The sequence below is a fragment of the Tsukamurella sp. II2bb genome (assembly GCF_057815145.1).
In genome coordinates this window covers 49,207-74,128 of sequence record NZ_JBYPZI010000012.1, presented here as the reverse complement: position 1 = coordinate 74,128, position 24,922 = coordinate 49,207, and the positions used below count along the sequence as shown (strand labels likewise).

The following is a 24,922-nucleotide window of genomic DNA, read 5'->3' as shown; positions in this document are numbered from 1 at the left end:
CCTCGGGATGTGAGGACAACAGTGCGGCACGACGGGCCGCGGCAGAACGGTTGCGGTCAGCCTGATCCGAGCGGCTCCCCGCCGTGCAGCCGCCGGACGAGGTCGAGGGCCTCGGCACCGTCGGGCACCTCGTCCATCCACGCGGTGAGGGCGATCCCGAGGCAGGCGCCGCTGATCACGCTGTCGGCGTACTCGGTCGGATCGCCCCACGGCAGGAAGGGTTTCGCGACCATGAGGGAGGCCACGCCGTGCACGATCGTCAGCATCTTCAGCGCGATGGGCCGCGGGTCCCCGGGCGGGTAGTAGCCCACGTCCTGGAGGCGGCGCACCGTCGACTCCAGGTGGCTGAAGGCGGCGTTGTTCAGCACCTCGTCGACGTCCGAGGCGGCCTCCGACGGCTCCATCACCGCGAGCCGGTACTGCTCCGGGTTCGCCACGGCGAAGCGGACGAACTCGAGGCCCTGCGCGCGGGCCGCGTCGAGCGGGGTCGCGGCGCCTTCCTCCGCCGTGCGCAGGGCGTCGTCGAGGCCGGCGAGGTAGCGCGCCACGACCGCGCCGAGGAGCGCGCCCTTGTCGGCGTAGTGCAGGTAGATCGACGGTGGCGTGACCCCCACCCGCTGCGCGACGGCGCGGATCGACACCGCCTCGGCGCTGCCGGTCTCGATCAGCAGGGCCGTCGCGGCGTCGAGGATGTCGTCGGCGAGGCGTTCACCGTCGCCGCGCTTGTTGCGCCGCCGCTTCTCCTGAGTCATGGTCCTACGATTCTCGCAGACCGACCCGGCGGTACAGGCGCTGCAACGGCGCGGGCGCCCACCAGTTCCAGACGCCCGCCACCCGCATGAACGCGGGCACCAGCAGCATCCGGATGAGGGTGGCGTCCAGGAGCACCGCGATCATCATGCCCACGCCGAACATCTTCATGAAGGAGACGCCGGCGAAACCGATGGCGGCGAAGACGATCGCCATGAGCAGCGCCGCGGCGGTCACCACCCGGCCGGTGCGGGCGATGCCCATCGCGACGGCCTCGTCGTTGGCGGCGTGGTCCTTGACCTCCGAGTGGTCCCAGAACTCCTTGATCCGGGAGAGCAGGAAGACCTCGTAGTCCATGGACAGGCCGAAGGCGATGCAGAACATGAGGACCGGCATGTTCGCGATGATCGCGCCGGTCACCGTCGTGTCGAGCCCGCCGAGCCAGCCCCACTGGAAGATCGCGACCAGTGCGCCGAAGACGGCCGACAACGAGATCACGTTCATCACCAGCGCCTTCAGCGGCAGGACCAGGCTTCCGGTGAGCAGGAAGAGCAGGATGAACGTGGTCACCGCGATGACGACGAGCACGGTCGGGAGGGTGTCCAGAATGGACTGCACCGAGTCGCGGTTCAGTTGCGCGGACCCGCCGAAGGTCGCGGGCGCGGGCGCCCGCACCTCGTGCAGCCGGTCGAGCTGGTCGGAGGCGGCCTGCGAGAGCGGGTCGAGCTTTGACGAGACCAGCAGCAGCGCAGTCCCGTTCGCTGCGCGGGCGGTCGGGTCACCGTCGGCCACCCGCCGGCCGTCGAGGTAGGTCCCTGTGGGCGCGACCACCGCACCGGTGTCGGCGACGGACGAGAGCCGGCCGGCGTAGTCGGCCACCGCACCGTCGTCGACCCGGTCGGTGAGGACGACGCTCACCTGCCCCGCCGCGTCCTCGGCGAAGTCCGACCGGATGGTGTCGCCGACCTGGTGGGAGCTGGCGGTGGTCGGCAGCACCCGGTCGTCCGGGAAGCCGAAATGGATGCTCAGGAACGGGCTGCCGAGCACGAGCAGGAGCGCGATCAGCGCGACCCCGATGGGTACGGCGCGGCGCAGCACGACGCGGGTGAACCGGTAGAACAGGCTCTCCTGCGGGGCGGGCTCGGGCCGGCGGCGGCCGATCTTCAGGGCGTCCACCCGACCACCGAGCACGGTGAGCACCGCGGGCGTGAGGATCAGCGACGCGAGGGCGGCGAAGACGACCACGGCCACACCCGCGTAGGCGAAGGAGCGCAGGAAGTACATCGGGAAGATCGCCATCGCCGCCAACGAGAGACCGACGATGACCGCGGAGAAGAGGACCGTGCGGCCGGCGGTGTTCATGGTCCGGCGCAACGCCTCCGGCCGTGCGGACCCGCCCGCGACCTCCTCGCGGTAGCGGCTGAGGATGAGCAGCGTGTAGTCGATCGCGAGCGCCAGGCCCATGGCGGTGGTGAGGTTGAGCGCGAAGATCGAGACGTCGGTGAAGGCGGTGAAGGCGCGCAGAATGCCGGTGGTCGCGATGATCGCGGCGACGCCGACGAGCACGGGGATCGCGGCCGCCACGAGGCCGCCGAAGACCCAGACGAGCACGAGGAAGGTGATCGGGATGGCGACCGCCTCGGCGATCAGGAGGTCGCGCGAGGACTGCTCGTTGATCTGCGAGTAGCTGTAGGCCTGGCCGCCCGCGGCCACCGTGACCGGGGCGGGCGGCTCCGGCAGGCCCGCGACGATGTCCTTCGCGTTGAGCGGGGCCCGCGACTCGCCGCCGGCGATCGCGGCGACGATGAGCGCGGTGCGCTTGTCCTCGCTGACCAGCATGGGGGTGGGGGTGCTGAAGCCGTCGACCACGCTCTCGACGCGGCCGTCGGCCTTCAGCCGGTCGACCAGGCCGCGGCCGTACGCGCCCGCAGCGGCCTCCTGCCCCTCGGGGACCGAGACGGCGAGGACCAGCGGCAGGCCGCCGCGGTGGAAGTCGTCGGCCATGCGGTCGTAGGTCTGCATGGCCTCGGCCTGCGGGTCGACGTAGCCGCCGGCCTGCAGCTTGTCCGCGACCCCGGCGCCCGCGAGGCCCAGCCCGGCCAGCAGGATCACGGCCAGCAGCAGGACCGCCTTCGCGCGGCGCGCGACGAGGCGGGTGAGTGCGTCGATCATCGTCCGGCTCCTTCCACTTGTGTTAACGACGTTAAGTTAACATCGTTATCACAGGTGGCGTCAACCGCCCCCGGTCGGATTTCGCTACATCACCCGCCGGTTGCCCACGTAGACCCCGCCCGCCGCCACGAACGGGGCACCGCTGAACGACAGCGTCCAGGATTCCGAGACCGCGCCCACGTCGTACGCCGCGAGGCCGCTCGGCGAGTCGAGGCGGGCCAGAACGCGGCCGCCGTCGCTCCCGATGATCTGGCCGCTGCGCCCGAAGAAGAGATCGCCGCCCTCCGCCGTATAGGCGTCCCGGATGCCGTACGCCACGGAGTCGGAGCCGCTCGCGTTCGACTGCGTGCGCTTCGCCACGATCGCCGTGCCCGTCCCCCGCACCTCGACGGCGGGCGAGCCCTCCGCGCCGGCGACCTTCTTACCGAACATCGCACGCGACCAGAGGGTTTCGCCGGTCGCCGGGTCGATCGCCGCCACCGTCGTCCGGTCGCCGTCCGCGCGGTGCACCACCGGCAGCGACGGCGGCGCGTCGCACGCGCAGTCGTAGGCGCCCTTCCACCCGGCGGCCACCGGGCGGACGGTGCCGTCGCGGGCCATCACCTCCAGCGCGTCGCGCGTCTCCAACAGCAGGCCGGTCATCGACGTGCGTACGAGGGGCAGTTGCTCTCCGGCGGCGTACTCGCGGCGCAGCACCTGCCGGCCGCTCTCGTCGAGCACCGTCAGGACTCCCTTGCCGAACGGATCGCTCTTCGGTGCCGCGGCGATCGAGACCGCGAACCCCGCCGTGGATCGGACCTGCACGGTCTCCGCGGCGAGCCGCCAGGCCTGCGCCCCGTCGGGGCGGAAGGCGATCGCCTCCTTGTCCGTGTGCCAGACCGCGTTCTCGCCGACGAAGGCGGCGTATCCCCTGTCCCCCACCGGCTTCGTGGTCACCGCGCCGGAACCGAGATCGACGAGCGCGAGGAGCGAGTCCTGCGCGCCGGACTCGGCGACGCACGCCAGCCGCTGTTCGTACACGGCGCAATCCGACACGCGCCGCAGATCCGGCAGTGCGATCACGGGTCGGGTGGGCCGCCCGGTCGCGGCGTCGACCACCGCGATCCCGCCGGGCCGCGTCCGCACCTGGAAGACGGCAAGCCGATCTGTCGCGTCGAGGAAGTCCCACTCCTCGCTCACCTCCCAGCGCGGCTTCTCGGGCTTCGTCGCGAGCGAGGGCAGCGCCGGGACCGAGGGCACCCTCGGGAGCGCGGCGGCAGCGGCGGTCGGCCCGTTGTCGGCGCCCGGCGAATACAGCCAGCGGTATCCGCCGTAGCCGGCGACAGCCACGAGCAGCACCGCCACGAGCGCGATAACGGCAAGGTTGCGGCCGGTCCGGCGGGGCGGCACCGTCGGGACGGTGCGAATCGGTTCCTGCCCGCGCAGGTGCGTGCGATCCGGGTCGTACGGCTGCGCCGGGAGCGGCGACGGCGCCACTGCGGGCGCGGTGGGGAGCGCGGCGGCGAGCGCGGCCGCGAACTCGCCGCTGGAGCCGAACCGGTGCGCCGGGTCCTTCGCCATCCCCCGCGATAGCACCCCGTCGACCTGCGGCGACAGGTCCGGACGGGCGCGACGGACCGACGGCGCCGGCGCCCCGAGATGGCCGGCGATCACGTTCGCGGCGTTGCTGTCCGCGAACGGCGCCGACCCGGTGAGCAGGTGAAAGGCCGTGCACGCCAGGGAGTACTGATCCGACCGCGGCCCGACGGCGAGCCCGCGCAGTTGCTCGGGCGAGGCGTAGTGCAGCGTCCCGACGGTGACCCCCGTCCCGGTGAGGTCCGAGGCCTCGTCGCCCCGCCGGGCGATCCCGAAGTCGGTGAGCAGGATCCGGCGGTCGGTACTGACCAGGATGTTGGCCGGCTTGACGTCGCGATGCACGAGACCACGCGCGCCCGCGTAGTCCAGGGCGTCCGCGACGACGGTCACGATCCGGGCGACCTCCGCATCGGATATCCGCCCGGCCCCGGCGATCTTCGCGACGTCGGCACCGTCGACGTAGGCGAGCGCGATCCACAACCGTCCCTCGAACTCGCCCCGGTCGTGCACCGTGACGATCGCGGGGTGCGCGAGCCCGGCCGCGAGATCGGCCTCGCGGAGGAAACGCGCGCGGTAGTGGTCGTCAGCGGCGAACTGCGGGGCCAGCACCTTGAGCGCGTCGGAGCGCGGCAACCGGGGGTGCCGCGCGACGTACACCTCCCCCATCCCGCCCGCGCCGAGCAGCCGCTCGATCCGGTACCCGGCGAAGTCCTCGCCCACGTTCAGCATCGTCGCCCCTCCTTCACGGGAGGCATCGTGGCACGCCGCGATTGGCTCCGGCCAGGAGTTCGCTAGACGCCGCCGAGGCGGTTCTGGCCCAGACTGTGGACGAAGCGGGGGCCGAGGAGGGCCAGTTCCCGGGTGTACGCGTCGGACCAGCCGCCGAAGGGGACGTGCGCGAGGTACTCGTTGCGGAAGCGGTCGTCCTCCGAGACCTCGGTGGCGCAGAAGTCGGGAATCGCGAGATCGACCACCGGGCCGCCCCGCTCGACCTCCGCCAGCACGAGCGGCGCGTTCGCGCCCAGGAAGTCGTCGATGATCCAGCCGTCCTCGCCGAGCCACACGGAGTACCGCACCTTGGCGACGACGTGCTCGGCGCGGCGCACTATCTGTCCCGCCACCAGGGCGTCGAGATCGCGTTCGGCCTCGTACCGGGTGCCGCTCACGGCGGGCCCCTTGGCCGTCATGGTCCCCGTGGTCACCCCGTCGAGCGCGTCGACCAGCGCGCCGGGATCGTCGGCGAGCTCCGACGGAGCCGGCCCCTGCACCCGGACCCGGACGGCGTACCCGTCGGCGGCGAACAGATAGGCCTGCACGATGAGGGTGGGCGCCGGGTCGAGAGCGGCGGCCTCGGGGACCTCGCGCACGAAGAACTTGCGCTCGAACTCGAAGTCCCCGAAACCCTGCTCAGACATGCCCCCACCGTAGCCGGTCGGCACGGCGTTGCGCTGGAGGCGGAACCGCTCAGACCAGCGTGTAACCGGCCTCCTTGACCGCGGCCTCGACCGCGTCCCGCGCCAGCTCGGCCTCGCTGGCGACGGTGACGGCACCGGTCTCCACGTTCACCTCGACACCGGTCACGCCGCCGATCTCCGAGATCTCCTCGCGCACCGAGGACGCACAGTGCCCGCAGGTCATGCCGGTCACGGTGTAGGTGGTCTCCACTGCCATTGCTCACTCCTTACAACACGGGCGCGATCGTCGCGCACCGTCGACTATACCCCCTAGGGGTATCAATCCGCTATCGCGGCCGCCCAGAACCGCTCGATCGGTGCGGCTTCCGCCGGGCCGGCGAACTGCAACTGGCCGAGCCACACCGCGATCCTTCCCGTGTCCGGGTAGAAGTAGAACGCCGTACCCGAGCCACCGACCCAGCCGTACCGGCCCGGCACACTCCAGGGGTGCACGCGGTCGACGTCGACCGCGCCGCCGTAGCCCCACGCGGCACCGTCGAGGAAGACGTTGCCGGGTTGCGGCGGCACCTGCGCGGTCGTCATCGCGGCCACGGACTCTGGACTGAGCACCCGCGCCCCGTCGGATTCCCCCGCCCCGCGGAGCATCCGCCCGAACCGCAGCAGATCGTCGAGCGTGGAGAGCAGGCCGCCCGCACCGGACTCGAAGACGGGCGGCGGGACGAAGGCACCGTCGGCGGGGTCGACGATCGCGAGCCCGTCCGGCGTCGCCATCACGGCGTCGCCGAGCCGCGGGCGCATGGCCGCGGTCGCCCGGAACGCGGTGTCGGCCATGCCGAGCGGGTCCAGCACCGCGTCACGCAGGACCTCGCCGAGCGTGCCGCCGGTGGCGCGGGCGAGCAGAACGCCCAGCAGGTCGGCGCCGGTGTTGTAGGTCCAACCCTCCCCCGGTTGGTGCGCCAGCGGGAGCTGCGCGGCCGTCGCGAGCCACTCGTCGGGCGGCGGGGTGCCCAGCGGGTCGGCCGGCCCCTGGTGCAGGGTGCCGAACAGCGCCGCCATCAGCGGGGCGGAGAAGTCGGAGAGCATGCCGAGGCCACCGGTGAACGAGAGCAGGTGCCGCACGGTGATGGGGCGGACCGCGGGCACCGTCTCGTCGAGCGGTCCGGCCGGATCGCGGAGCACGCGGGGCTCGGCGAGCTCGGGCAGCCACCGCGCCACCGGGTCGTCGAGTCCGACGGTGCCGCGCTCGACGTGCACGAGCGTGGCTGCGGCGAGGATCGGCTTGGTCAGCGAGGCGATGCGGAAGACGGTGTCGCGGGTCATCGGCACGCCCGCCGCCCGCTCGCCCGCCACGGCGACGGTCAGGCCCGCCGGATCGTCGAAGGCCGCGACCGCACCCGGCAGCGGCCCCTGCGCGATCTCCCGTTCGATCAAGTCACTCAGCATCGCGTCCACTCCCTCGCCGGCGTCGGTCCGTACCCTCTAGAAGCATGCCCATCCCCGAGTACGTGCGCAGCATCCGCGAGAAGATCGGCACCGACCTGTTGTGGCTGCCCGGCGTCGCCGCGATCGTCGTGAACGAGGCGGGCGAGGTCCTGCTCGGCAGGCGCGCCGACACCGGAGCGTGGGCCTCGATCGCCGGCATCCTCGAACCCGGCGAGCAGCCGGCGGAGGCGATCGTCCGCGAGATCCGGGAGGAGGCGGGCGTCGAGGCGGAGGTGGTCGCACTGCTCGACCTGCGCACCGACGATCCGGTGACCTACCCGAACGGCGACGTCGCGCAGTACCTCACGATCCTCTACCTGTGCCGGTACGTCTCCGGGGACGCCCACGTCGCCGACGACGAGTCCCTCGAGATCGCCTGGTTCGCGCCGGATGCGCTGCCACCCATGTCGGTCCGGCAGACCGAGCGCGTGCGCCGCGGCCTCGACGCGATCAGCCGATGACCTGCTCGCCGCGGCGGATCTCGACGATCGGCAGCCGCAGCGCACCCGGGGCGGTCGCGGGGACCACGGGTCGGCGCGGCTCGACGGGGGCGATGCGGCGATAGGGCTCGCCCTGCGGGGCACGCCGGTCCGCCTCGCCCCGGTTCGGCCACAGCGCGGCGGCCCGCTCGGCCTGCGCAGTGATCGTCAGCGACGGGTTCACCCCGAGGTTCGCGGAGACGGCGGAGCCGTCGACGACGCTGAGCGTCGGGTATCCGTACACCCGGTGATACGGGTCGATCACACCGCGCGACGCGTCGGCGCCGATCGCGCACCCGCCCAGGAAGTGCGCCGTCATCGGAATGTTGACGACCTCGCCCCAGGTGCCCGCTGCGATGCCGTCGATCTTGTCCGCGATCCGCCGCGTCGCCTCGTTGCCCAGGGGGATCCACGTCGGATTCGGCTCGCCGTGTCCCTGCCGCGAGGACATCGTCCGGCCGAACAGGCCGCGCTTGGTGAACGTCGTGATCGAGTTGTCCAGGTTCTGCATGACCAGCGCGATGATCGTCCGCTCACTCCACCCGTTGACGAACAGCACGCGAAGGAAGGCCAGCGGATGGCGCGCCACGGTGCCGAGGAAGGTCAGCCAGCGCGGCGTACGGCCGCCGCCGTCGGTCATCAGGGTCTGCAGCATGCCCATCGCGTTGGAGCCCTTGCCGTAGCGCACCGGCTCGACATGGGTGTCACTGCTCGGATGGAAGGAACTGGTGATCGCGACGCCCCGGGTGAGGTCGAGATCCTCGTCGACGCTCATCCGGACGGCGGAGAGGATCGATTCGGAGTTGGTCCGGGTCAGCACGCCCAACCGATCGGAGAGCGCGGGCAGGGCGCCGGTATCGCGGAGCTTGTGCAGCAGTTGCTGCGTGCCCCAGGTGCCCGCGGCGAAGACGACGTGCTGCGCCGTGTACGTCCGCCGGCGCTTGCGCAGCTTCGCTCCCGAGCGGACCGTCGACACCGCCCAGGTGCCGTCGCCCAGCTGCGTCAGCCCGGTCACCGTCGTCAGCGGATGGACCTGCGCGCCGGCCCGCTCAGCGAGCCCGAGATAGTTCTTGACCAGAGTGTTCTTCGCTCCGTGGCGGCAGCCCGTCATGCACTCGCCGCACTCGATGCAGCCCGTGCGATCGGGCCCGACGCCGCCGAAGAAGGGGTCCGGCACCGTCTTGCCGGGCTCACCGAAGTAGACGCCGACGGGCGTCTGGATGAAGGTCTCGCCGGCACCCATGTCGTCGGCGACCTGCTTGACGATCTCGTCGGCGGGCGTCATGTGGGGATTGCGGACGACGCCCAGCATGCGGCGGCCCTGGTCGTAGTACGGCGAGAGCTCGTCGAACCAGTCGGTGATACCCGCCCACTGCTCGTCCTCGAAGAACGACGCGGGCGGCTTGTACAGCGTGTTCGCGTAGTTCAGCGAGCCGCCACCCACGCCCGCACCCGCGAGGATCAGGCAGTCGCGCAGCAGGTGGATGCGCTGGATGCCGTAGAGACCCAACGCCGGCATCCACACGAACTTGCGCAGATCCCAGCTCGTCTTGGCGAAGTCCTCGTCCGCGAACCGCCGGCCCGCCTCGAGGACGCCGACGCGGTAGCCCTTCTCCGTCAGCCGCAGCGCCGTGACGGATCCGCCGAAGCCGGATCCGATGACGAGCACGTCGTAGTCGGTGGTCGTGGTGGTCGCCGGGATGGCTGAGCTGGGCATGTCGGTCTCCTTCGGTCCGTCCCGACGGGGCCGTCGCCGGGGTGACACGTGTCACTAACGTGTTCCATTTGATTACACATCAGGTACATCTGTCAACCATGCGGACACTGAGCCCGGAGATGTAGTCTTGCGGTATGAGTGCTCCCGCCCGCTTCCAGACGGAGGTCAAGCAGCTGCTCCGGGACCGTGCGCTGGACGCCGCCCGCGAGCTCGTGGTCGACCAGGGCTGGGACGCGGTGAACATGTCACTCATCGCCAAGCGCGTCGGGGTGAGCCGCACCGCGCTGTACAAGGAACTCGGCGCCAAGCAGGACCTGGCCACGGCACTGATCCAGCGCGACGCGGACCGCTACCTCGACGCCGTCACCGCGGCCGTCACCGCCGCCGGGAACGTCGTCGCGGGCCTCGGCGCGGGAGCCCGGGCCGCGCTGGTCCACGGGGCCGACAACACGCTGCTCAAGTCGATCCTCGCCGGGGTGCCCGGTGCGGGCGACGAGCTGCTCCCGCTCCTCACCACCGACCCCGAAGCCGTGTTGGGCCGCGCGATCGGCGCGGTGCGCGGCGCGCTCGATGCACGTCCCGACGGGGCGGCCGTCGACGACGCGACGGTCGAGGTCTTCGTGCGGCTCACCGTGAGCCACCTGCTCGCGCCCCGCGGAAGCATCGACGAGGCCGCGGCGCAGATCGAGCGCACGGCCGCCGCGCTACTGGGCTGAGGGCGGATCGCGCGCCGTCAGTTCGCGGATCGCTCCGTCAGTTCGCGGATCGCGCCGCGAGCAGCGGCTCCAGGGCGGCGCGGACGGCGTAGTCGTTGCGGGCCCAGGCCTGCACGGTGGAACCATCGGCGAGCTGCAGCCCGACGCCGTAGCGGCGCCGGGGCACCGTGCCCAGCCGCCCCATCGCGCGGGCCGACGACCACACCGGGAAGTCCTCGGGCTTGGCCTTGCGCGGGTGATCCGGCGCCTTCCCCGGGAGGATCCGCGCGATATCGGCGACGGGGATCGTCTCCTCGCCGCAGCGCAGGTCCTCCTCGGTCAGCGCCATCGAGACGTGCGTGCGGCCGGCCGTCACCTGCAGCCAGACGAAGCCCTGCGTCGCCAGGCCCAGGAGCAGCCAGATCCACCACTCCGCGGTACGGCCCACCAGCAGCCACTGGGTGAGGATCATCGCCACCGTCGCCACGGGCACGAGCACCAGCCAGACGCGGGACAGCCCCCGCTCGGCGTACAGCGGCGTCACCGACCGGCCACCGTCGAACCGGGCTTGAAGTACGCCATCGCCTCGCGGCTGTTGGCCGTGATCATCGCGCCGACCACGGCGATGGTCGCCAGGATCGCGGGGACGGCGATCGGGGCCTGGTCGGAGAAGAACGCGAGCACCCCCTGCACCAGGACGAAGGCGGCGACGAACTGCAGCACCAGCCGCGCCCAGGAGTGGCCGCGCCACAGGAAGTAGACGAGCGCACCGGTCACGATCACACCGACGACCACCATGCCCAGGGCCATGACGAAGGTCGTGGAGTCGTACTGCTCGAAGGTCTTGTACTGCTCGCGGAAGCTCCTGGCGATGAGGCCGTCGCCCTCCCGCATGGCATCGAACTGCTCGCGCAGTTCCGCGGAGCCGCGGTTCGCGAACGCCTGCGCCACCCGGGCGACCGCGGACGCGAGGATCACGAAGACCCACAGCTGGACCGAGAGCTTCACGTCGTCGGGCCGGGGGCCGCGCTCGGGCTTCGGCGCGGGCGGCGGTGCGGGCCAGGTGGGCGGCTGCTGGCCGGGCCCGGGCCAGACGGGGCCCTGGTGCTGCATGTTCACCACGTCCCCCGGTTGAGCCAGCCGGCCGCCTCGGTGGCCCAGTAGGTGAGCACGATGTCGGCGCCCGCGCGGCGGATCGACAGCAGCGACTCGCGGATCGCGGCGTCGCGATCGATCCAGCCGTTCTGCGCCGCGGCGGTGATCATCGAGTACTCCCCCGAGATCTGGTACGCGGCCACGGGAACCGGCGACGCGGCGGCCACGTCGGCCAGCACGTCGAGATAGCTCATGGCGGGCTTGACCATCACGATGTCCGCGCCCTCGGCGAGGTCGAGATCCAGTTCGCGCAGCGACTCCCGGCGGTTCGCGGCGTCCTGCTGGTACGTCCGGCGGTCCCCGATCAGCGACGAGCCGACGGCCTCCCGGAACGGTCCGTAGAAGGGCGAGGCGTACTTCGCGGTGTAGGCGAGCAGCGAGACGTCCTGGTGGCCCGCGGCATCCAGCGCCGAGCGCAGCACGCCGATCTGGCCGTCCATCATCCCCGACGGTCCGAGCATGTGCGCCCCGGCGTCGGCCTGAGCGACCGCCATCAGCGCGTACCGCTCCAGCGTGGCGTCGTTGTCCACCCGGCCGTGCGCGTCGAGCACGCCGCAGTGACCGTGCGAAGTGAACTCGTCCAGGCACGTGTCGGCCATGATCACCGCGGCATCGCCGAACTGGTCGCGCAGAGCCCGCAGACCACGGTTGAGGACCCCGTCGGGGTTCCACGCGGCGCTGCCCTCGGCGTCCTTGTCGGCATCGTCGGGAACCCCGAACAACATGATCCCGCCGACGCCCTCGCGCACGGCCTCGTCGGCCGCGGCGCGCAGCGAGTCGACGGTGTGCTGGACGACGCCCGGCATCGACGAGATCGGCGCGGGGGCGTCGATCCCGTCGCGCACGAACATCGGCAGCACCAGCTGCCGCGGCTCCACCGAGACCTCGGCGACGAGGCGGCGGACGGCGGGCGTGGTGCGCAGCCGGCGGGGCCGCACCTGCGGAAAACTCATGCCTCCCAGCCTACGTAAGCGCTACGACCGCGACCGACGCGGCTTCTTCCGCGGCGGGGGCAGGGCGCCCTCGGCGCGGAGCCGCGCGGCGTGGGCCGCCAGGGCCTCCACGAGGTCCTCCACCGAGGCGGTCTCCGGCTGCACGTCCACCCGCAGGCCGAACTCGATCGCGGTCTCGGCCGTCTTCGGGCCGATGCACGCGACGATGGTGCGGGCGTGCGGCTTACCGGCGATGCCGACCAGGTTGCGCACCGTCGAGCTGGAGGTGAAGCAGACCGCGTCGAAATCGCCGGACTTGATCATCTCGCGGGTCGAGGCGGGCGGCGGCGCGGCGCGCACCGTGCGGTACGCCGTCACGTCGTCGATCTCCCAGCCGCGGTCGCGCAGGCCCTCGGCGAGGGTCTCGGTGGCGATGTCGGCACGCGGCAGCAGGACCCGGTTGACCGGGTCGAAGACGTCGTCGAAGGGCGGGAAGACCTCGAGCATGCCCAGGCTGGACTGCTCGCCCGCCGGGATCAGCTCCGGCTCGATGCCGAAGGCGCGGACCTTGGCGGCCGTCTGCTCGCCGACGCAGGCGATCTTCACGCCGGAGAAGGCGCGGGCGTCCAGGCCGAACTCGATGAACTTCTCCCACACGGCGCGCACGGCGTTGGTCGAGGTGAAGACGACCCACTGGTAGCGACCGTCGACGAGGCCCTTGACCGCGCGCTCCATCTGCGCGGGGCTGCGGGGCGGCTCGACGGCGATGGTCGGCACCTCCATGGGGATGGACCCGTGGGACCGCAGCCGGTTCGACATCTCGGCGGCCTGGTCCTTGGTGCGGGGCACCAGGACGGTCCAGCCGTACAGGGCGCGCGACTCCCACCAGGAGAGCTTGTTCCGCTGGCCCACGACCTTGCCGACGGTGACCACGAGCGGGCCCGGCAGGCCGGCGCCGGCCTCGTTGAGGGTGGCCAGGGTGGCCTCGACGGTCTTCTGCTTGCAGGTCGAGCCCTGCGCCGTGACGGCGACCGGGGTCTGCGGCGCGAGGCCGTTCTCGACCAGCGCGGAGGCGGTGTCGGCCAGGTGCTCGGCGGTCGCGCTCAGGACCAGGGGCGACGGTGCGGCGGCCAGCGCCGCCCAGTCGACCTCGCCGCGCACGTCGGCCTCGGTGTGCGCCGAGCCCAGCGCCATACCGGCGTACGCGGGGACGGCGGTCGCCGGGGCCAGGCCCGGGACGATCTCGAAGGCGACCTGGGTGCGGGCGACGGCGTTGACCTCGGCCAGCACGGCGTCGCTCGACAGGGGGTCGCCGGCGACCAGGCGGACCACGTCGAGGCCGTGGCGGGCCTGCGCGAGCAGCGTCTTGGCGACCTCGGCGGGCTCGCCGAGCGCGGGCGCGACGGTGGCGGGGTTGCGCACGGCCGGCTCGCTGCGGCGGCCCTTCGCGGTGCTCGCGTCGGCTGCGGCATCGTCGGACTCGACCGGCTCGGCAGGCAGGGCGGTGCCCACCATGTCGAGCACGGTCTGCGGAACGTCGGGGTCGGTGTAGACCGTCCGGGCGCCCGCGATAGTCTGCTCTGCACGCAGGGTGAGGAGCCCCGGATCTCCCGGGCCGGATCCCACGAAGGTGATGCGGCCCGGTGCCACCGCCCGGCCACGGGCGGGGCTCTTCGTCTTCGCGGTGACGCGGGTGGACACCGCGTCGGTGTCGTGCGCCGTGTCGGCCTTCGCGGACTGTGCAGTGCGGCTCATGTATCGGCTCCCAGTAGTTGCGGGTGCTACGCGAGCAGGTCGCGTGCGCCCAGGTCGAGCAGCTCCCGTGCCAGCGCGATGCCCAACGCGCCGGCCTCACCCACCGGACCGACCACGGAGGCCCGGACCGAGTCGGAGCCGTCCGCCGCCAGCGCGATGCCGCGCAACGACAGCTCCTCGAAGATCCGACCGTCGTCGTCGAGGGACTCGACGACGTCTGCGATCGCACCGACGGGCGCGGTGCATCCGGCTTCCAGTTCGGCGAGGAGGGCACGCTCGGCGGTGACCGCCGCGCGCGTGACCGGATCGTCCAGACCGGAGAGCACGGAGTGCAGTTCCGCATCGTCGCGTCGGCACTCGACTGCGAGTGCGCCCTGCGCGGGCGCCGGCAGCATCTGCACCGGATCGAGCGCTTCCGTCACCTCGTTCTGGCGACCGATCCGCTTGAGTCCGGCGAGGGCGACCACGATCGCGTCGAGTTCACCGTCCGCTACTTTGCGTAACCGAGAATCAAGGTTGCCTCGTAGGGGGCGGATTTCCAAACCCAGACCCAGTGCGTTAAGCTGGCTGGCCCGCCGCGGGCTGGACGTGCCCACCACGGACCCCGCCGGAAGCTCCCCCAGCACGAGACCGTCGCGCGCCACGAGCGCATCGCGGGCGTCCTCGCGGGGCGGTACGGCGGGCATCGAGAGACGGTCGTCGGGGGCCGTCGGCAGGTCCTTGAACGAGTGCACGGCCACGTCGACCTCGCCCGCCGCGAGTGCATCGCGCAGCGCGGAGGTGAAGACGCCGACACCGATCTTCTCGACCGGCTCGGCGCTCAGGTCGCCAGGGGTGGTCACGATCACGAGCTCGGCGGGGTGGCCCGCCGCGACCAGCGCGTCGCGGACGGTGCCGGCCTGCGTGGTCGCCAGCAGCGAGCCCCGGGTGCCGATGCGGATGGGGTTCGGAACGGATGGCGTGGTCACTTCAGACACTTCGGTCGTCGGATCCTTCGGTCGCGGATACGGCGCCCGTGGCGCCCGGCTTGAGTTCGAAGAGCTCGCGCAGCGCCTCGGCGTAGGAGTCGCCGCCCGGGGTGGCCGCCAGTTGCTTGACCCGCACCGTCGGCGCGTGCAGGAGCTTGTCGACGACGCGGCGCACCGTCTGCGCCACCTCGTCCCGGTCCGCCCCCTCCAGGCCCGGCAGGCGCGAATCCAGCCGCAGCAGTTCGGCCTCCACCACCTCGGCGGCGCGGCGCCGCAGCGCCGTCACCGTCGGCGTGACCTCGGCCGAGCGCTGCGCCGAGAGGTACTCCGCGAGCTCGTCGGAGACGATCCGGCGCGCCTTCTCGGCGTCCTCCTCCGCCGCCTGCGTGCCCGGCTCCCGGGAGAGCGCCTCGATGTCGATGACGGCGACGCCCGGCAGTCCTGCGACGGCGGGGTCCACATCCCGGGGCAGGCCCAGGTCGCACACCACGAGATCGGTGTCGACGGTGCGCTGCGCCAGCGCGGAGTGCACGTCGGCGAGGCTCACGACGCTGCCGACGGCGCCGGTGCAGGCGATGAGCACGTCGGCGTCCGCGAGCGCGGCGACCACACCGTCCATCGGGACCGACCGGGCACCGTCGACCCCCGCGTCGAGGGCGGCCTGCGCGAGCCGCGCCGCCTTGTCCTGCGTGCGGTTGGCGACGGTGACGTCGGTCGCGCCCGCGCGGGCCAGGTGCGCGACGCCGAGGCCGCCCATGGCACCGGCGCCGACGACGACGGCCCGCCGCAGCGCACCGCCCTGCGCGCCGAGGATGGCCTGGGCGCGGTCGAGGGCGACGGAGACGACGGAGGCGCCGGCCTTGTCGATGCCGGTGTCGGTGTGCACGCGCTTGCCCACGTGCAGGGCGCGCTGCGCGAGATCGTGGATGACGCGGCCCGCGACCTGGTGCTCGTCGGATGCGGCGTACGCGCCGCGGATCTGCCCGAGGATCTGCTGTTCGCCGACGACCATCGAGTCGAGGCCGCTCGCGACGGAGAACAGGTGCTGGACCGCGGCCTCCGAGTAGCGCACGAAGGCGTGCTTGCTGAGCTCGTTGATGGTGAGGCCGGAGCGGGCGGAGAGGACGTCGGAGACGGCTTCGAGCGCGGGGTGGAAGGCCTCGACCACGGCGTAGATCTCGACGCGGTTGCAGGTGGTGACCACCATGACCTCGTCGATGTGGGGCGACTCCATGAGCTGCTGCAGCACCTTGGGACGATCGGTCTCGGTGATCGCCAGCTTCTCGAGGACCGACACCGGCGCGCTGCGGTGCGACGCGCCGAACAGCAGAACCGACACCCTCGCTGCTCCTTCGAAGATCATGACGAGTGAACTACAGTCCGTAGTTTCCCGTTAAGGCACGGTACCCCGCATCCCCTGAAAGGGGAAAACGCGCACAGCCTCACCTCACCCGTGCAGGTGACGGCAGGTCACCCGTCAGGGTCGTTCAGCCCAGGATATCCGCCCGCAGCTGCGGAATGTCCGCTTCCCACAGCCGCGAGCCAATCAGGGGCCGAGTTCCGCGCGCAGCCCTACGACGTCCACGTCCCAATAGCTGTGCATGGCCCCGTCGAGCAGCACGACCGGCAGCATGTCGCCGTACTCGCCGCGGTACTCGGTGTTGCCGGGCGCATCGACGTCCAGCTGCAGGTAGTCGACGGGGCGGTCGGCGGCGCGGAGCTCGTCGACCAGCGCTGTGAGCTGGTCGTGGGCGCGGGCGCACATCCCGCATCCCTCCCTCGTGAGCAGAGTGATGACGGCCATGTGCCGAGTGTCCCACCCCGGCGCAGCCGCGCGCCGCTAAGGTTGAGGGGAATCACGCGAGCGGGAGGTGCCCTTGTCGGACCAGGCCAGCGCCGAGGAACGTCGGCAGAGCGCGGCGGGCGAGGCCAGCGCCGACGCCGCCCACTCCCTGCTGCTCGAGAAGGAGGGCCGTGAGGACGGCCAGGTCCTGCCGGATCTGACGGCCGCCGCCTTCTTCGATGTCGACAACACGATGGTGCAGGGCGCGTCGATCGTGCACTTCGCCCGTGGCCTCGCCGCCCGCAACTACTTCTCCTACTCCGACCTGGCGTCCGCGATCTGGGCGCAGGCCAAGTTCCGGCTGACCGGCAAGGAGAACAGCGAGGACGTGGCCGCCGGCCGTGAGAAGGCGCTGTCCTTCATCGCGGGGCGCTCCACCGAGGAGCTCAAGGCCGTCGGCGAGGAGATCTACGACGAGATCATCGCCGACAAGATCTGGCCCGGCACCCGGGCGCTGGCGCAGATGCACCTCGACGCCGGCCAGCAGGTCTGGCTGGTGACGGCCACCCCCGTCGAGCTGGCGCAGACGATCGCGGACCGCCTGGGCCTGACCGGCGCGCTGGGCACGGTGGCCGAGTCGCAGGACGGGGTGTTCACCGGCAAGCTCGTCGGCGACATCCTGCACGGCCTCGGCAAGGCGCACGCCGTCCGGTCGCTCGCGATCCGCGAGGGGCTCAACCTCAAGCGCTGCACCGCCTACAGCGACTCGCACAACGACGTGCCGATGCTCTCCCTGGTGGGTACCGCCGTCGCCATCAACCCGGATTCGGACCTGCGGGACGTCGCGCGGGTGCGCGGCTGGGAGATCCGCGACTACCGCACCGGCCGCAAGGCCGCCAAGATCGGCGTCCCCACCGCCCTCGGCGTGGGTGTCGCCATCGGCGGCGCCGCCGCCCTGATCAAGCACTTCAGCGACGAGTAGACCTCCCGCCCGCCGGCCCCCAGCTCCGACGGTGCGCCCGTCCGGTGGGGAATCGGCTTCCGACGTGGGACAGCTGGCGCCCGGTGGGGAATCGGCGCCGCGCGGGGGACGGCCGACCCCACACCCCACGACCGGCGTCCAGTGGGGGACGAAACGCCAGACCCGCCTTTCGGTGCCGCGCGGGGGACGAACACCCGCGAGCGGAACGGTCCTCCCGCCCGGCCCGGCCACCGAACCACCCAGCCCGGCCGCACAGCACCGTCGGGCACGAGCACCGCACCGTCGAACCTAGAAGTCCTGGAAGATGTTCTTCCGGCGCGCGAGGATGCGGTAGAGCGACTGCTGGATGGTCTCGCGGACGTTGTCGGTGAGTTCGAAGACCACCATGGGGTCGTCGGCGTCGGACTGGGCGAACCGGTCCGTCGGGATGGGCTCGCCGAACTCGATGTGCCACTTCGACGGCAGCGGCACCATGCCCAGGGGCCCGAGCCATGGGAACAGCGGCGTGATCGGCGCGTAGGGCAGGCCCAGGAGGCGGGCGACGGGCTTGACGTCGGCCAGCATCGGGTAGATCTCCTCCGCGCCCACGATGGACACGGGGATGATCGGCACCTGCGCGCGGATCGCCGCGGTGACGAAGCCGCCGCGGCCGAAGCGCTGCAGCTTGTACCGGTCGCGGTAGAGCTTGCCGATGCCCTTGAAGCCCTCCGGCCAGACGGCGACCAGCTCGCCGCGGGTGAGCAGCGCCTCGGCGTCGGCATTGCAGGCCACGGTGGCGCCCAGCTTGCGCGCGACCTCGCCGACGAACGGGTACTCGAAGGCCAGGTCGGCCGCCAGCAGCCGCAGATGCCGCTGGTCCGGGTGGTTGTCGTGCACCGCGACCGCGGACATCAGGCCGTCCAGCGGGATGACGCCGGAGTGGTTGGCGACCAGCAGCGCGCCGCCCTCGCGGGGCAGGTTCTCGGCGCCGGTGGTGTCCACCCGGAACCACTTGTCGTACACGGGGCGCAGCGCGGGCAGGAAGACCGCGTCGGTCAGGTGCGGATCGAAACCGAAGGGATCGATGTCGTAGTCGCCGGTGAGCCGCTCGCGGACGAAGGCGGCACCGTCGACCACCGATTCCGCGGCGCGCTCGCGCCAGCCCGGACCGGGCTCGTCGGGCTGCGCGGCGGCGACGTAGTCGGGGTTGAGGGCGTGCACCGTGGCCTCGCGCCGCTGGGCCGACGATGCCGGGGTCCCGGTGAGCGCGGACGGGTGCCGCTGCTGCGCGCGCTCGCGCCCCTCGGAGCGAGCGGTGTCGATGGACACGGGCAGCTGCAGCACCTTCGCGTGCTGTGAGCCTGATGGCTTCGTCATGCCTCCACCGTCCAGCCGTGCCGTTCCGAGGTCTCGATCCCCGCGAACCGCCGCGCCAGCGAGGCGACCCGCTGCTCGACGCTCCGGAAGGAATCCACACCGATTGTAGGTTCTGTGGGCCCGTGGCGTGCGACGTCCATCATCGCCTGCCGGGTGGTCAGGCGCGGCTCGAAACCGAGCTCCCTGCGCATCCGGGTGGTGTCGAAGGCGTTGCCGAAGCTCAGGTACGCGAGCTGCACCTTGTCGGTGGGGGTGCGCCCGCGGCCCCGGATCGCGGCGACGGCGGGCCCGAACGCGGCCGCCACGACGGGCAGCGGCACGCGGCCGGCCAGGCGGATCGCCTGCGACATGGAGATCGCACCGTCGCCCGCGATGTTGTACGTGCCCGGCCGTCCGGCGACGACGGCGTGCTCGAGCGCGCCGAGGGCGTCGTCCTGGTGCAGGAGCTGCAGGCGGGCGTCGCGGCCCACGATCGAGGGCACGACCGGCCGCTCGAAGAGCGAGCCGAGGAGGGTCTCGATGTTCGGCCCCAGGATGGGCGCGAGGCGCAGGATCGTGAGCTCGAGGTCCGTGCGCCGGCGGGCCATGCTGCGGGCGTAGGCCTCGGCGTCGAGCAGATCGCGCGGATGGCCGCTCGCCGCGGCGCCGCCGACGAGATCCTCGGTGACCAGCGCGGGATTGCGCGAGCTCGAACCGTAGACCTGGGTGGACGAGCGCATGATGACCCGCTTGACCGTCTCCGACTTCTGGCACGCGGCGAAGACCCGCATGGAGCCGAAGACGATCGCGTCCTTGGTGGAGGTGGACGGGAAGTGGTTGTCGATGACCGAGGTGGAGCAGTGCACGACCGTGTCGACCTCGTTGGTCGCCATGATCTTGCCGAAGATGTGGCTGCGGTAGTCGACGCGGATGAACTCCGCGGGCTCCATCCGCCGGTGCATGGCCTTGGTGGGCGGCACGGCGTCGACCCCGATGACGCGCTCGATGTCCGGGCGCTGCGCGAGCCGGCGCACGAGGTAGCCGCCCACGAAGGTGGACGCGCCCGTCACCATGACGACGCGCGGCGCAGTGACGACCGTCTCGCTCATTACTGAAGGGTAACCGACAAACACGAGAGCCCGCCCAGATCCTGGGCGGGCTCTCATGAAAGTGTGACCAGAAGTCGCCTCGGGGAAGGGCCCGAGGGAAGGCCTACTTGCCGAGTTTCCTACGCTGCACGCGGGTGCGGCGGAGCAGCTTGCGGTGCTTCTTCTTCGACATGCGCTTGCGGCGCTTCTTGATCACTGAACCCATGGGTTCCTCACGTCTCTCTATCGAATTGCCATGATCGGTGCGCGGCGGCCGGGTACGTACGAAAGCCCCCGCGTCCCACGCAGCAGGCTTCTACCTTACCCGCCACGACGGCCCAGACGAAATCCGCCTGTGCCACCGCCGCGGCTGACGTTCTCGAACGGGATCTAGCCCGCGTCGAAGAACGAGGTCTGCAGGTAGTCGTGGACCGCCTTCTCGTGGACCCGGAAGGACCGGCCCACCCGCACCGCGGGGAGCTCCCCGTTGTGCACCAGGCGGTAGACCGTCATCTTCGACACCCGCATGAGGGTGGCGACCTCGGCCACCGTCAGGAACGACGAGCCGGCTGCCTGGGGAGCCTGGGCTCCGGCACCGATCTCGGCGGGCTTGGTGTTCTTGTTCGCAGACGCCATGTAATCCCTAACCTCCGGCACATGTCGCGCCGCCGGCTTCCCCTCCGGCGGACCTGACACGCACGTGCTTCGAGCAGCTTAGCGGTACCAATGGGAATAATGCGACGGGAGTGAGCTAACCAAACGTTCTAAGCGAGCCGGCCGAGCTCGGCCGAGCGCTCCGCGCAGGCCCGTGTCGCCGCATAAAAGGCAGGTCGCAGGCCGTTCTTCTCCAGTTCCCGGATCGCGGCCGCTGTCGTACCGCCCGGCGAAGTCACCGCCGCCCGGAGCTCGACGGGCGACGTGGAAGTCTCAACCATTAGTGCACCCGCACCCTCGATGGTGTGCGTCGCGAGGGTGCTCGCCTGCTCCCGCGTGAGCCCCAGATCCACCCCCGCGTCGATCATCGCCTCGGCCACCAGGAAGGCGTAGGCGGGACCGGAACCGGACAATGCGGTCAGCGCGTCGAGTTTGGCCTCGGGCACGACCAGGGTCTTCCCCACGGCCTCCATCACCTCGCGGACGAGCGCCACGTGCGACTCCCCCGCGTCGCGACCGCCCGAGATCCCGCTCATCGACTTCCCGACGAGCATCGCCGTGTTCGGCATGACCCGCACCACGGGCGTCCCGGCGGGCAGCGCCGCCTCGTAGACTGCGGTGGGCACGCCCGCGGCGACCGACGAGACCACCGCGCCGGGCCGCAGCGCCGCGGCCACGTCGGGCAGGATCGCCGTCACCACGTCGGGCTTGACCGCGATCACGACGAGATCGGCACCGTCGACGGCGTCCCCGACGGTGGTCACCGTCCGGACCCCGTAGCGCTCGGTGAGCTCCCCGCCGCGGCCCGCGTGCGGCTCGGCGACGACGAGCGCGCCGGGCTCGTGCCCGGCCGCCACCAGGCCGCCCAGCAGCGCCTCGCCGATCCGTCCGCCGCCGATCAGCGCGATACGACCATCCATGTCAGTCCTCCTCGATCAGTTCTTCTCGGGCTTCGGGGCCGGCACCATCGCCAGCTGCCGGGACGTCGCGACGACGTGGCCGGACTCGTCGAGCAGCACGTGGTCCTCCTCGAACCACCGCTGCCCGACGACGGACGCCGACGCGCGGAACCGCAGCCAGCCGTCCACCGGCTCGCGGCGCACGTGCGCGGTCAGCGTGATCGTGGGGGCCCAGCCGACGCCACCGAGGTTCGCGACCACCGGCAGCGAGATGTCGGTCGCCAGCAGGGCGAACAGCCCGGAGACCGGCTCCGCGCGCAGCCGCACCCACCCCCGGGTCTCCGCGGCGCCGGTCCGGCCCTCCATCACGGGCAGGGTCGACGGGTCGTAGCGCACCTCGGCCACCCGGCCGACCTTGAAGACCCTCGCCGCGGGATGCTCGGGGTCCCACGCCAGCGCGTCCGCGGGCGGCGTGGCGGGCAGCGCGTCGAGCGGGCCGGGCTCCGCGTACCGCTCCTCGCCCTCGTCGCGGCGCGCGAGGGTCACGACGGCCTGGACGTAGACGCGATCCCCCTGGATCGCCTCGACGCTCACGAACGAGGTCGTGCGGCCGCGCTTGCGCACCTCGGTGCGCAGCTCGATGTGCCCCGCATCGGGCGCGCCGAGGTACTCGGCGGAGATCACGACGGGCTCGACCTCCGGCTCTCCCCCGTCGTCGAGGTAGGCGGCCCGCCCCGCCGAGGCGATCACGGCGAGCAGCGCGCCGCCGTGCACCTTGGGGCCCACCGTCCAGGTGGGGTCGATGTCGGCGGTGTAACCGCCCGGGGCCTTCGTGACGGAGACGAGGTCCGCGAACAAAGCCATCTGTGCGCTCTCCTTACCGGGGCACCCCGCGGGTGCCGAACGTGTCAGGCCGCCGGGTCGCCGCGCAGGTGCTCCCGCGCGAATCCCAGCGCCTCCGTGAGCATCGCACGCCGCTCCTCGGGCGTTTTCGCCGAGCCGGTCGCGATCTCCAGGATCACGTGCCCGTCGAAGCCCGACACGGCGAGCCGGCGGCACACCTCGGCGGCCGGCTGGGTGCCGTGGCCGGGCACGAGGTGCTCGTCGACGGCCGCGCCGAGTCCGTCGGTCAGGTGCAGGTGCCGCAGCCCGTCGCCCATGCGGTCCATCAGCTCCAGCGCGTCGACGCCCGCGGTGGCGGTGTGCGAGAGGTCCAGCGTGTAGTGCGCGTAGCCGACGTCCGTCGGGTCGATCGACGGGGAGAAGGCGGAGACCGCGGTGCCGGGGTGGCCGCGGCGCTTGAGTCGCTCGACGGATTCCCCCCGGCGGCCGAAGAAGGCGTCGAGCCGCATCGGGAACATGTTCTCCACGGCGATCGCGACATGACTGTCGTCCTCGAGCTCGCTGACCAGGTCGACGAAGTTCTCGGCGTAGCGCCGCTGCCAGCGGAAGGGCGGGTGCACGACGACCGTGTCGGCGCCGAGGTCCTCCGCGGCCGTCACCGCGCGGCCGAGCTTCGCCATGGGGTCGGGCCCCCAGACGCGCTGGCTGATCAACAGGCAGGGCGCGTGCACGGACAGGACGGGCACGTCGTAGCGCATGGACAGTCCCGCGACGTTCGCGATGTCCTGGCTGGCCGCCTCGTGCCAGACCATGAGCTCGACCCCGTCGTAGCCGGTCTCCGCGGCGTACCGGAAGGCGTCCTCGAGCTTCTCCGGGTAGACCGACGCCGTCGACAGCCCGACCGCGATCCCGCTCACGTCGCCGAGGGTACTCAGTTCGAGCCGAGCGCCATCAGCAGCGGGCCGAAGGTGATCACCAGGCCCACGAACAGCGCGAGCCCGAGGGTCAGGTAGTCGGTGGTCTTGCGCAGGTAGTGCGTGAAGGTCACGATGCCGATGATCACGACGAAGGCCAGCACGACGGTCAGCGCGATGGTCGCCTTCCCGCCGCCCCAGTTCCACAGCTTGAAGAAGCCGTAGAACAGGCCGGCGCCCGCGACCAGGCCGAGCACGACCTCCGCGGCCAGCGCGAGCCACCCGCGTCCCTTGCCCGCCGACGGGGCCTTCTCGGCCTCGTCCTCGACGCCCTCGCCGGGCTGATCCAGGAGGCCGGGCTGATCCAGGAAGTCGGGGTTCCCGGCGGCCCGGGCCTCCTCGATCTGCTGCGCGCTCATCGACGCCGTGTCGGGCGCAGACGGTGCCGCGAGGTCACCGTCGGGCACGGCGACCGGTGCGACGTCGACGGTGTCGTCCGCCTCGATCTCGGCGAACCGGGACTGCCGCTCGCGGACCTGCGCCGTGTTGAAGTCGGCGGTCGCCATGATCGGGGCCTCGGCCTGGTCCCAGCGCGACCACGCGTAGTCGGTGCCCTCCTCGGACTGCGCCGCGGCGACCTCCGGTCCGGGCTCCGGCTCGGCGTCGGCATGCGCCTCCTCCGGCGCCGGGGCCTCGTGCTCCTGCCGCGCCTCGGCGCGCGCGCCGCGACCCCAGCGGAGCAGGCCGCGCCGCGGGGAGGGGGCCGGGGCCTCCGGCTCGACGGGGTGCTCGTCGGCGGTGGCCTCGTACACCTCGGCCTCGTACTCGACGGCTTCGTACTCGCCGGCCTCGTGGACGGGAGCCTCGTCGGCGCGGGCCTCCGGCTCGTCGACGGGACCGGGCGCCGCGACGGCGGCGGCGAGGAAGGACGAGGTGATCGGCTCGTCGGCGGCGGCCTCGGACGGGGCAGCGGGCTCGGGGGCCTGCGCGCCGTCGAGCTCCGCCTCGACGACCTCGGGCTCGACGATCTCGGGTTCGACCACCTCGGGCTCGGCGACCTCGGCGGCCGCGACCTCGGCCTGCGGGGCGTCGGTGGGGGCCTGCTCGCCGGGCGCGGGCTGATCGTCGCGGACGACGGGGATCTCACCGGTCAGCTCGGCGACGGTGATCGAGTTCTCACCACCGCGGTGACGACGGCGGCGTCCGCCCGCGGGCGCAGCCGGGGCGCCGCCCTCCCTGGCGAGCAGCTCCGCCAGCGAAATCCTTCGCTCCTCGCTCATGCACGTCACCGTCCTGTGGCTCGTCGGCCTGATGGGCCCCGTGGGTGCC

At 72.0% G+C, this 24,922-nt stretch carries 25 protein-coding genes; 3 read left to right on the top strand and 22 right to left on the bottom strand.

Translation table 11 applies throughout. The features are described from left to right. Positions 1-56: 56 nt before the first annotated feature. The 6 genes from AC21LY_RS22010 to AC21LY_RS21985 form a co-directional block, all read right to left on the bottom strand. Positions 57-752, bottom strand: coding sequence for a TetR/AcrR family transcriptional regulator (locus AC21LY_RS22010; protein WP_489048709.1), 696 nt, complete (start codon positions 750-752; stop codon positions 57-59). A gap of 4 nt (positions 753-756) precedes the next feature. Continuing rightward, complete coding sequence (locus tag AC21LY_RS22005; RefSeq protein WP_489048708.1) at positions 757-2,922, bottom strand: MMPL family transporter; 2,166 nt, start codon at positions 2,920-2,922, stop codon at positions 757-759. Positions 2,923-3,006: 84 nt separating this feature from the next. Further along, the gene (locus tag AC21LY_RS22000; RefSeq protein WP_489048707.1) at positions 3,007-5,226 is read right to left on the bottom strand and encodes a serine/threonine-protein kinase; all 2,220 of its coding nucleotides are present in this window, start codon (positions 5,224-5,226) and stop codon (positions 3,007-3,009) included. A 62-nt stretch (positions 5,227-5,288) separates the two neighbouring features. After that, positions 5,289-5,912, bottom strand: coding sequence for a CYTH domain-containing protein (locus tag AC21LY_RS21995; protein ID WP_489048706.1), 624 nt, complete (start codon positions 5,910-5,912; stop codon positions 5,289-5,291). Between the two features lie 49 nt (positions 5,913-5,961). Beyond that, positions 5,962-6,168, bottom strand: coding sequence for a heavy-metal-associated domain-containing protein (locus AC21LY_RS21990; protein WP_489048705.1), 207 nt, complete (start codon positions 6,166-6,168; stop codon positions 5,962-5,964). Between the two features lie 62 nt (positions 6,169-6,230). Continuing rightward, on the bottom strand, positions 6,231-7,355 hold the full coding sequence (locus AC21LY_RS21985; RefSeq protein WP_489048704.1) for a serine hydrolase domain-containing protein: 1,125 nt from the start codon (positions 7,353-7,355) through the stop codon (positions 6,231-6,233). A 44-nt stretch (positions 7,356-7,399) separates the two neighbouring features. On the opposite strand from AC21LY_RS21985, the gene AC21LY_RS21980 reads away from it, so the two are divergent. Then, a complete protein-coding gene (locus AC21LY_RS21980; RefSeq protein WP_489048703.1) occupies positions 7,400-7,855 on the top strand; it encodes an NUDIX hydrolase in 456 nt (151 codons plus the stop codon). Here the strand turns inward: AC21LY_RS21980 and AC21LY_RS21975 are convergent. Continuing rightward, positions 7,845-9,590, bottom strand: a complete 1,746-nt coding sequence (locus AC21LY_RS21975) for a GMC oxidoreductase (RefSeq protein ID WP_489048702.1) — start codon at positions 9,588-9,590, stop codon at positions 7,845-7,847. The two genes, AC21LY_RS21980 and AC21LY_RS21975, sit on opposite strands and share 11 nt — an antisense overlap. Positions 9,591-9,724: 134 nt before the next feature. On the opposite strand from AC21LY_RS21975, the gene AC21LY_RS21970 reads away from it, so the two are divergent. Next, positions 9,725-10,306 carry a TetR/AcrR family transcriptional regulator gene (locus AC21LY_RS21970; protein WP_489048701.1) on the top strand — a complete coding sequence of 194 codons (582 nt, stop codon included), beginning with the start codon at positions 9,725-9,727 and terminating at the stop codon, positions 10,304-10,306. Positions 10,307-10,343: 37 nt separating this feature from the next. On the opposite strand, the gene AC21LY_RS21965 is transcribed toward AC21LY_RS21970, so the two are convergent. The 7 genes from AC21LY_RS21965 to AC21LY_RS21935 form a co-directional block, all read right to left on the bottom strand. Then, positions 10,344-10,829 carry a DUF3093 family protein gene (locus tag AC21LY_RS21965; protein ID WP_489048700.1) on the bottom strand — a complete coding sequence of 162 codons (486 nt, stop codon included), beginning with the start codon at positions 10,827-10,829 and terminating at the stop codon, positions 10,344-10,346. Next, positions 10,826-11,398, bottom strand: a complete 573-nt coding sequence (locus tag AC21LY_RS21960) for a hypothetical protein (protein ID WP_489048699.1) — start codon at positions 11,396-11,398, stop codon at positions 10,826-10,828. The genes AC21LY_RS21965 and AC21LY_RS21960 overlap by 4 nt, the downstream gene beginning before the upstream one ends. A 2-nt stretch (positions 11,399-11,400) precedes the next feature. Continuing rightward, positions 11,401-12,393: a porphobilinogen synthase gene (gene hemB / locus AC21LY_RS21955; RefSeq protein ID WP_489048698.1), complete on the bottom strand. Its 993-nt coding sequence runs from the start codon at positions 12,391-12,393 to the stop codon at positions 11,401-11,403. Positions 12,394-12,414: 21 nt separating this feature from the next. Beyond that, positions 12,415-14,127 (bottom strand): bifunctional uroporphyrinogen-III C-methyltransferase/uroporphyrinogen-III synthase, encoded by a 1,713-nt coding sequence (locus AC21LY_RS21950; RefSeq protein WP_489048697.1) that lies wholly within the window; start codon positions 14,125-14,127, stop codon positions 12,415-12,417. Between the two features lie 26 nt (positions 14,128-14,153). After that, on the bottom strand, positions 14,154-15,095 hold the full coding sequence (gene hemC, locus AC21LY_RS21945; protein ID WP_489048696.1) for a hydroxymethylbilane synthase: 942 nt from the start codon (positions 15,093-15,095) through the stop codon (positions 14,154-14,156). 1 nt (position 15,096) lies between these two features. Then, complete coding sequence (locus AC21LY_RS21940; RefSeq protein ID WP_489048695.1) at positions 15,097-16,434, bottom strand: glutamyl-tRNA reductase; 1,338 nt, start codon at positions 16,432-16,434, stop codon at positions 15,097-15,099. A 207-nt stretch (positions 16,435-16,641) separates the two neighbouring features. After that, positions 16,642-16,899: a glutaredoxin family protein gene (locus tag AC21LY_RS21935; protein ID WP_489048693.1), complete on the bottom strand. Its 258-nt coding sequence runs from the start codon at positions 16,897-16,899 to the stop codon at positions 16,642-16,644. Positions 16,900-16,972: 73 nt separating this feature from the next. On the opposite strand from AC21LY_RS21935, the gene AC21LY_RS21930 reads away from it, so the two are divergent. Continuing rightward, on the top strand, positions 16,973-17,860 hold the full coding sequence (locus AC21LY_RS21930) for an HAD family hydrolase (protein ID WP_489048692.1): 888 nt from the start codon (positions 16,973-16,975) through the stop codon (positions 17,858-17,860). A gap of 288 nt (positions 17,861-18,148) precedes the next feature. Here the strand turns inward: AC21LY_RS21930 and AC21LY_RS21925 are convergent, their stop codons facing one another. From AC21LY_RS21925 to AC21LY_RS21890, 8 genes are all read right to left on the bottom strand, one after another. Next, complete coding sequence (locus tag AC21LY_RS21925) at positions 18,149-19,216, bottom strand: lysophospholipid acyltransferase family protein (protein ID WP_489048691.1); 1,068 nt, start codon at positions 19,214-19,216, stop codon at positions 18,149-18,151. Further along, positions 19,213-20,304 carry an NAD-dependent epimerase/dehydratase family protein gene (locus AC21LY_RS21920; protein WP_489048690.1) on the bottom strand — a complete coding sequence of 364 codons (1,092 nt, stop codon included), beginning with the start codon at positions 20,302-20,304 and terminating at the stop codon, positions 19,213-19,215. The genes AC21LY_RS21925 and AC21LY_RS21920 overlap by 4 nt, the downstream gene beginning before the upstream one ends. Before the next feature lie 103 nt (positions 20,305-20,407). Then, positions 20,408-20,509, bottom strand: a complete 102-nt coding sequence (locus AC21LY_RS21915; protein ID WP_003402602.1) for a 30S ribosomal protein bS22 — start codon at positions 20,507-20,509, stop codon at positions 20,408-20,410. Between the two features lie 164 nt (positions 20,510-20,673). Then, positions 20,674-20,919 carry a helix-turn-helix domain-containing protein gene (locus AC21LY_RS21910; RefSeq protein WP_068523814.1) on the bottom strand — a complete coding sequence of 82 codons (246 nt, stop codon included), beginning with the start codon at positions 20,917-20,919 and terminating at the stop codon, positions 20,674-20,676. A 128-nt stretch (positions 20,920-21,047) separates the two neighbouring features. After that, positions 21,048-21,857, bottom strand: coding sequence for a pyrroline-5-carboxylate reductase (gene proC / locus AC21LY_RS21905; protein WP_489048689.1), 810 nt, complete (start codon positions 21,855-21,857; stop codon positions 21,048-21,050). A 15-nt stretch (positions 21,858-21,872) separates the two neighbouring features. Continuing rightward, positions 21,873-22,700 carry a thioesterase family protein gene (locus tag AC21LY_RS21900; RefSeq protein ID WP_489048688.1) on the bottom strand — a complete coding sequence of 276 codons (828 nt, stop codon included), beginning with the start codon at positions 22,698-22,700 and terminating at the stop codon, positions 21,873-21,875. Between the two features lie 44 nt (positions 22,701-22,744). Next, positions 22,745-23,596 (bottom strand): sugar phosphate isomerase/epimerase family protein, encoded by an 852-nt coding sequence (locus AC21LY_RS21895; protein WP_489048687.1) that lies wholly within the window; start codon positions 23,594-23,596, stop codon positions 22,745-22,747. Between the two features lie 14 nt (positions 23,597-23,610). Next, entirely contained in the window at positions 23,611-24,873 is a 1,263-nt protein-coding gene (locus AC21LY_RS21890; RefSeq protein ID WP_489048686.1) for a hypothetical protein, read from the bottom strand. Between the last annotated feature and the right edge of the window lie 49 nt (positions 24,874-24,922).

Bases quoted from the DNA above. Each gene is read 5' to 3' on its own strand.
- AC21LY_RS22010 (WP_489048709.1), bottom strand. From the start codon at position 752: ATGACTCAGGAGAAGCGGCGGCGCAACAAGCGCGGCGACGGTGAACGC.
- AC21LY_RS22005 (WP_489048708.1), bottom strand. From the start codon at position 2,922: ATGATCGACGCACTCACCCGCCTCGTCGCGCGCCGCGCGAAGGCGGTC.
- AC21LY_RS22000 (WP_489048707.1), bottom strand. From the start codon at position 5,226: ATGCTGAACGTGGGCGAGGACTTCGCCGGGTACCGGATCGAGCGGCTG.
- AC21LY_RS21995 (WP_489048706.1), bottom strand. From the start codon at position 5,912: ATGTCTGAGCAGGGTTTCGGGGACTTCGAGTTCGAGCGCAAGTTCTTC.
- AC21LY_RS21990 (WP_489048705.1), bottom strand. From the start codon at position 6,168: ATGGCAGTGGAGACCACCTACACCGTGACCGGCATGACCTGCGGGCAC.
- AC21LY_RS21985 (WP_489048704.1), bottom strand. From the start codon at position 7,355: ATGCTGAGTGACTTGATCGAACGGGAGATCGCGCAGGGGCCGCTGCCG.
- AC21LY_RS21980 (WP_489048703.1), top strand. From the start codon at position 7,400: ATGCCCATCCCCGAGTACGTGCGCAGCATCCGCGAGAAGATCGGCACC.
- AC21LY_RS21975 (WP_489048702.1), bottom strand. From the start codon at position 9,590: ATGCCCAGCTCAGCCATCCCGGCGACCACCACGACCACCGACTACGAC.
- AC21LY_RS21970 (WP_489048701.1), top strand. From the start codon at position 9,725: ATGAGTGCTCCCGCCCGCTTCCAGACGGAGGTCAAGCAGCTGCTCCGG.
- AC21LY_RS21960 (WP_489048699.1), bottom strand. From the start codon at position 11,398: ATGCAGCACCAGGGCCCCGTCTGGCCCGGGCCCGGCCAGCAGCCGCCC.
- hemB (WP_489048698.1), bottom strand. From the start codon at position 12,393: ATGAGTTTTCCGCAGGTGCGGCCCCGCCGGCTGCGCACCACGCCCGCC.
- AC21LY_RS21950 (WP_489048697.1), bottom strand. From the start codon at position 14,127: ATGAGCCGCACTGCACAGTCCGCGAAGGCCGACACGGCGCACGACACC.
- AC21LY_RS21935 (WP_489048693.1), bottom strand. From the start codon at position 16,899: ATGGCCGTCATCACTCTGCTCACGAGGGAGGGATGCGGGATGTGCGCC.
- AC21LY_RS21925 (WP_489048691.1), bottom strand. From the start codon at position 19,216: ATGACGAAGCCATCAGGCTCACAGCACGCGAAGGTGCTGCAGCTGCCC.
- AC21LY_RS21920 (WP_489048690.1), bottom strand. From the start codon at position 20,304: ATGAGCGAGACGGTCGTCACTGCGCCGCGCGTCGTCATGGTGACGGGC.
- AC21LY_RS21915 (WP_003402602.1), bottom strand. From the start codon at position 20,509: ATGGGTTCAGTGATCAAGAAGCGCCGCAAGCGCATGTCGAAGAAGAAG.
- AC21LY_RS21910 (WP_068523814.1), bottom strand. From the start codon at position 20,919: ATGGCGTCTGCGAACAAGAACACCAAGCCCGCCGAGATCGGTGCCGGA.
- proC (WP_489048689.1), bottom strand. From the start codon at position 21,857: ATGGATGGTCGTATCGCGCTGATCGGCGGCGGACGGATCGGCGAGGCG.
- AC21LY_RS21900 (WP_489048688.1), bottom strand. From the start codon at position 22,700: ATGGCTTTGTTCGCGGACCTCGTCTCCGTCACGAAGGCCCCGGGCGGT.
- AC21LY_RS21890 (WP_489048686.1), bottom strand. From the start codon at position 24,873: ATGAGCGAGGAGCGAAGGATTTCGCTGGCGGAGCTGCTCGCCAGGGAG.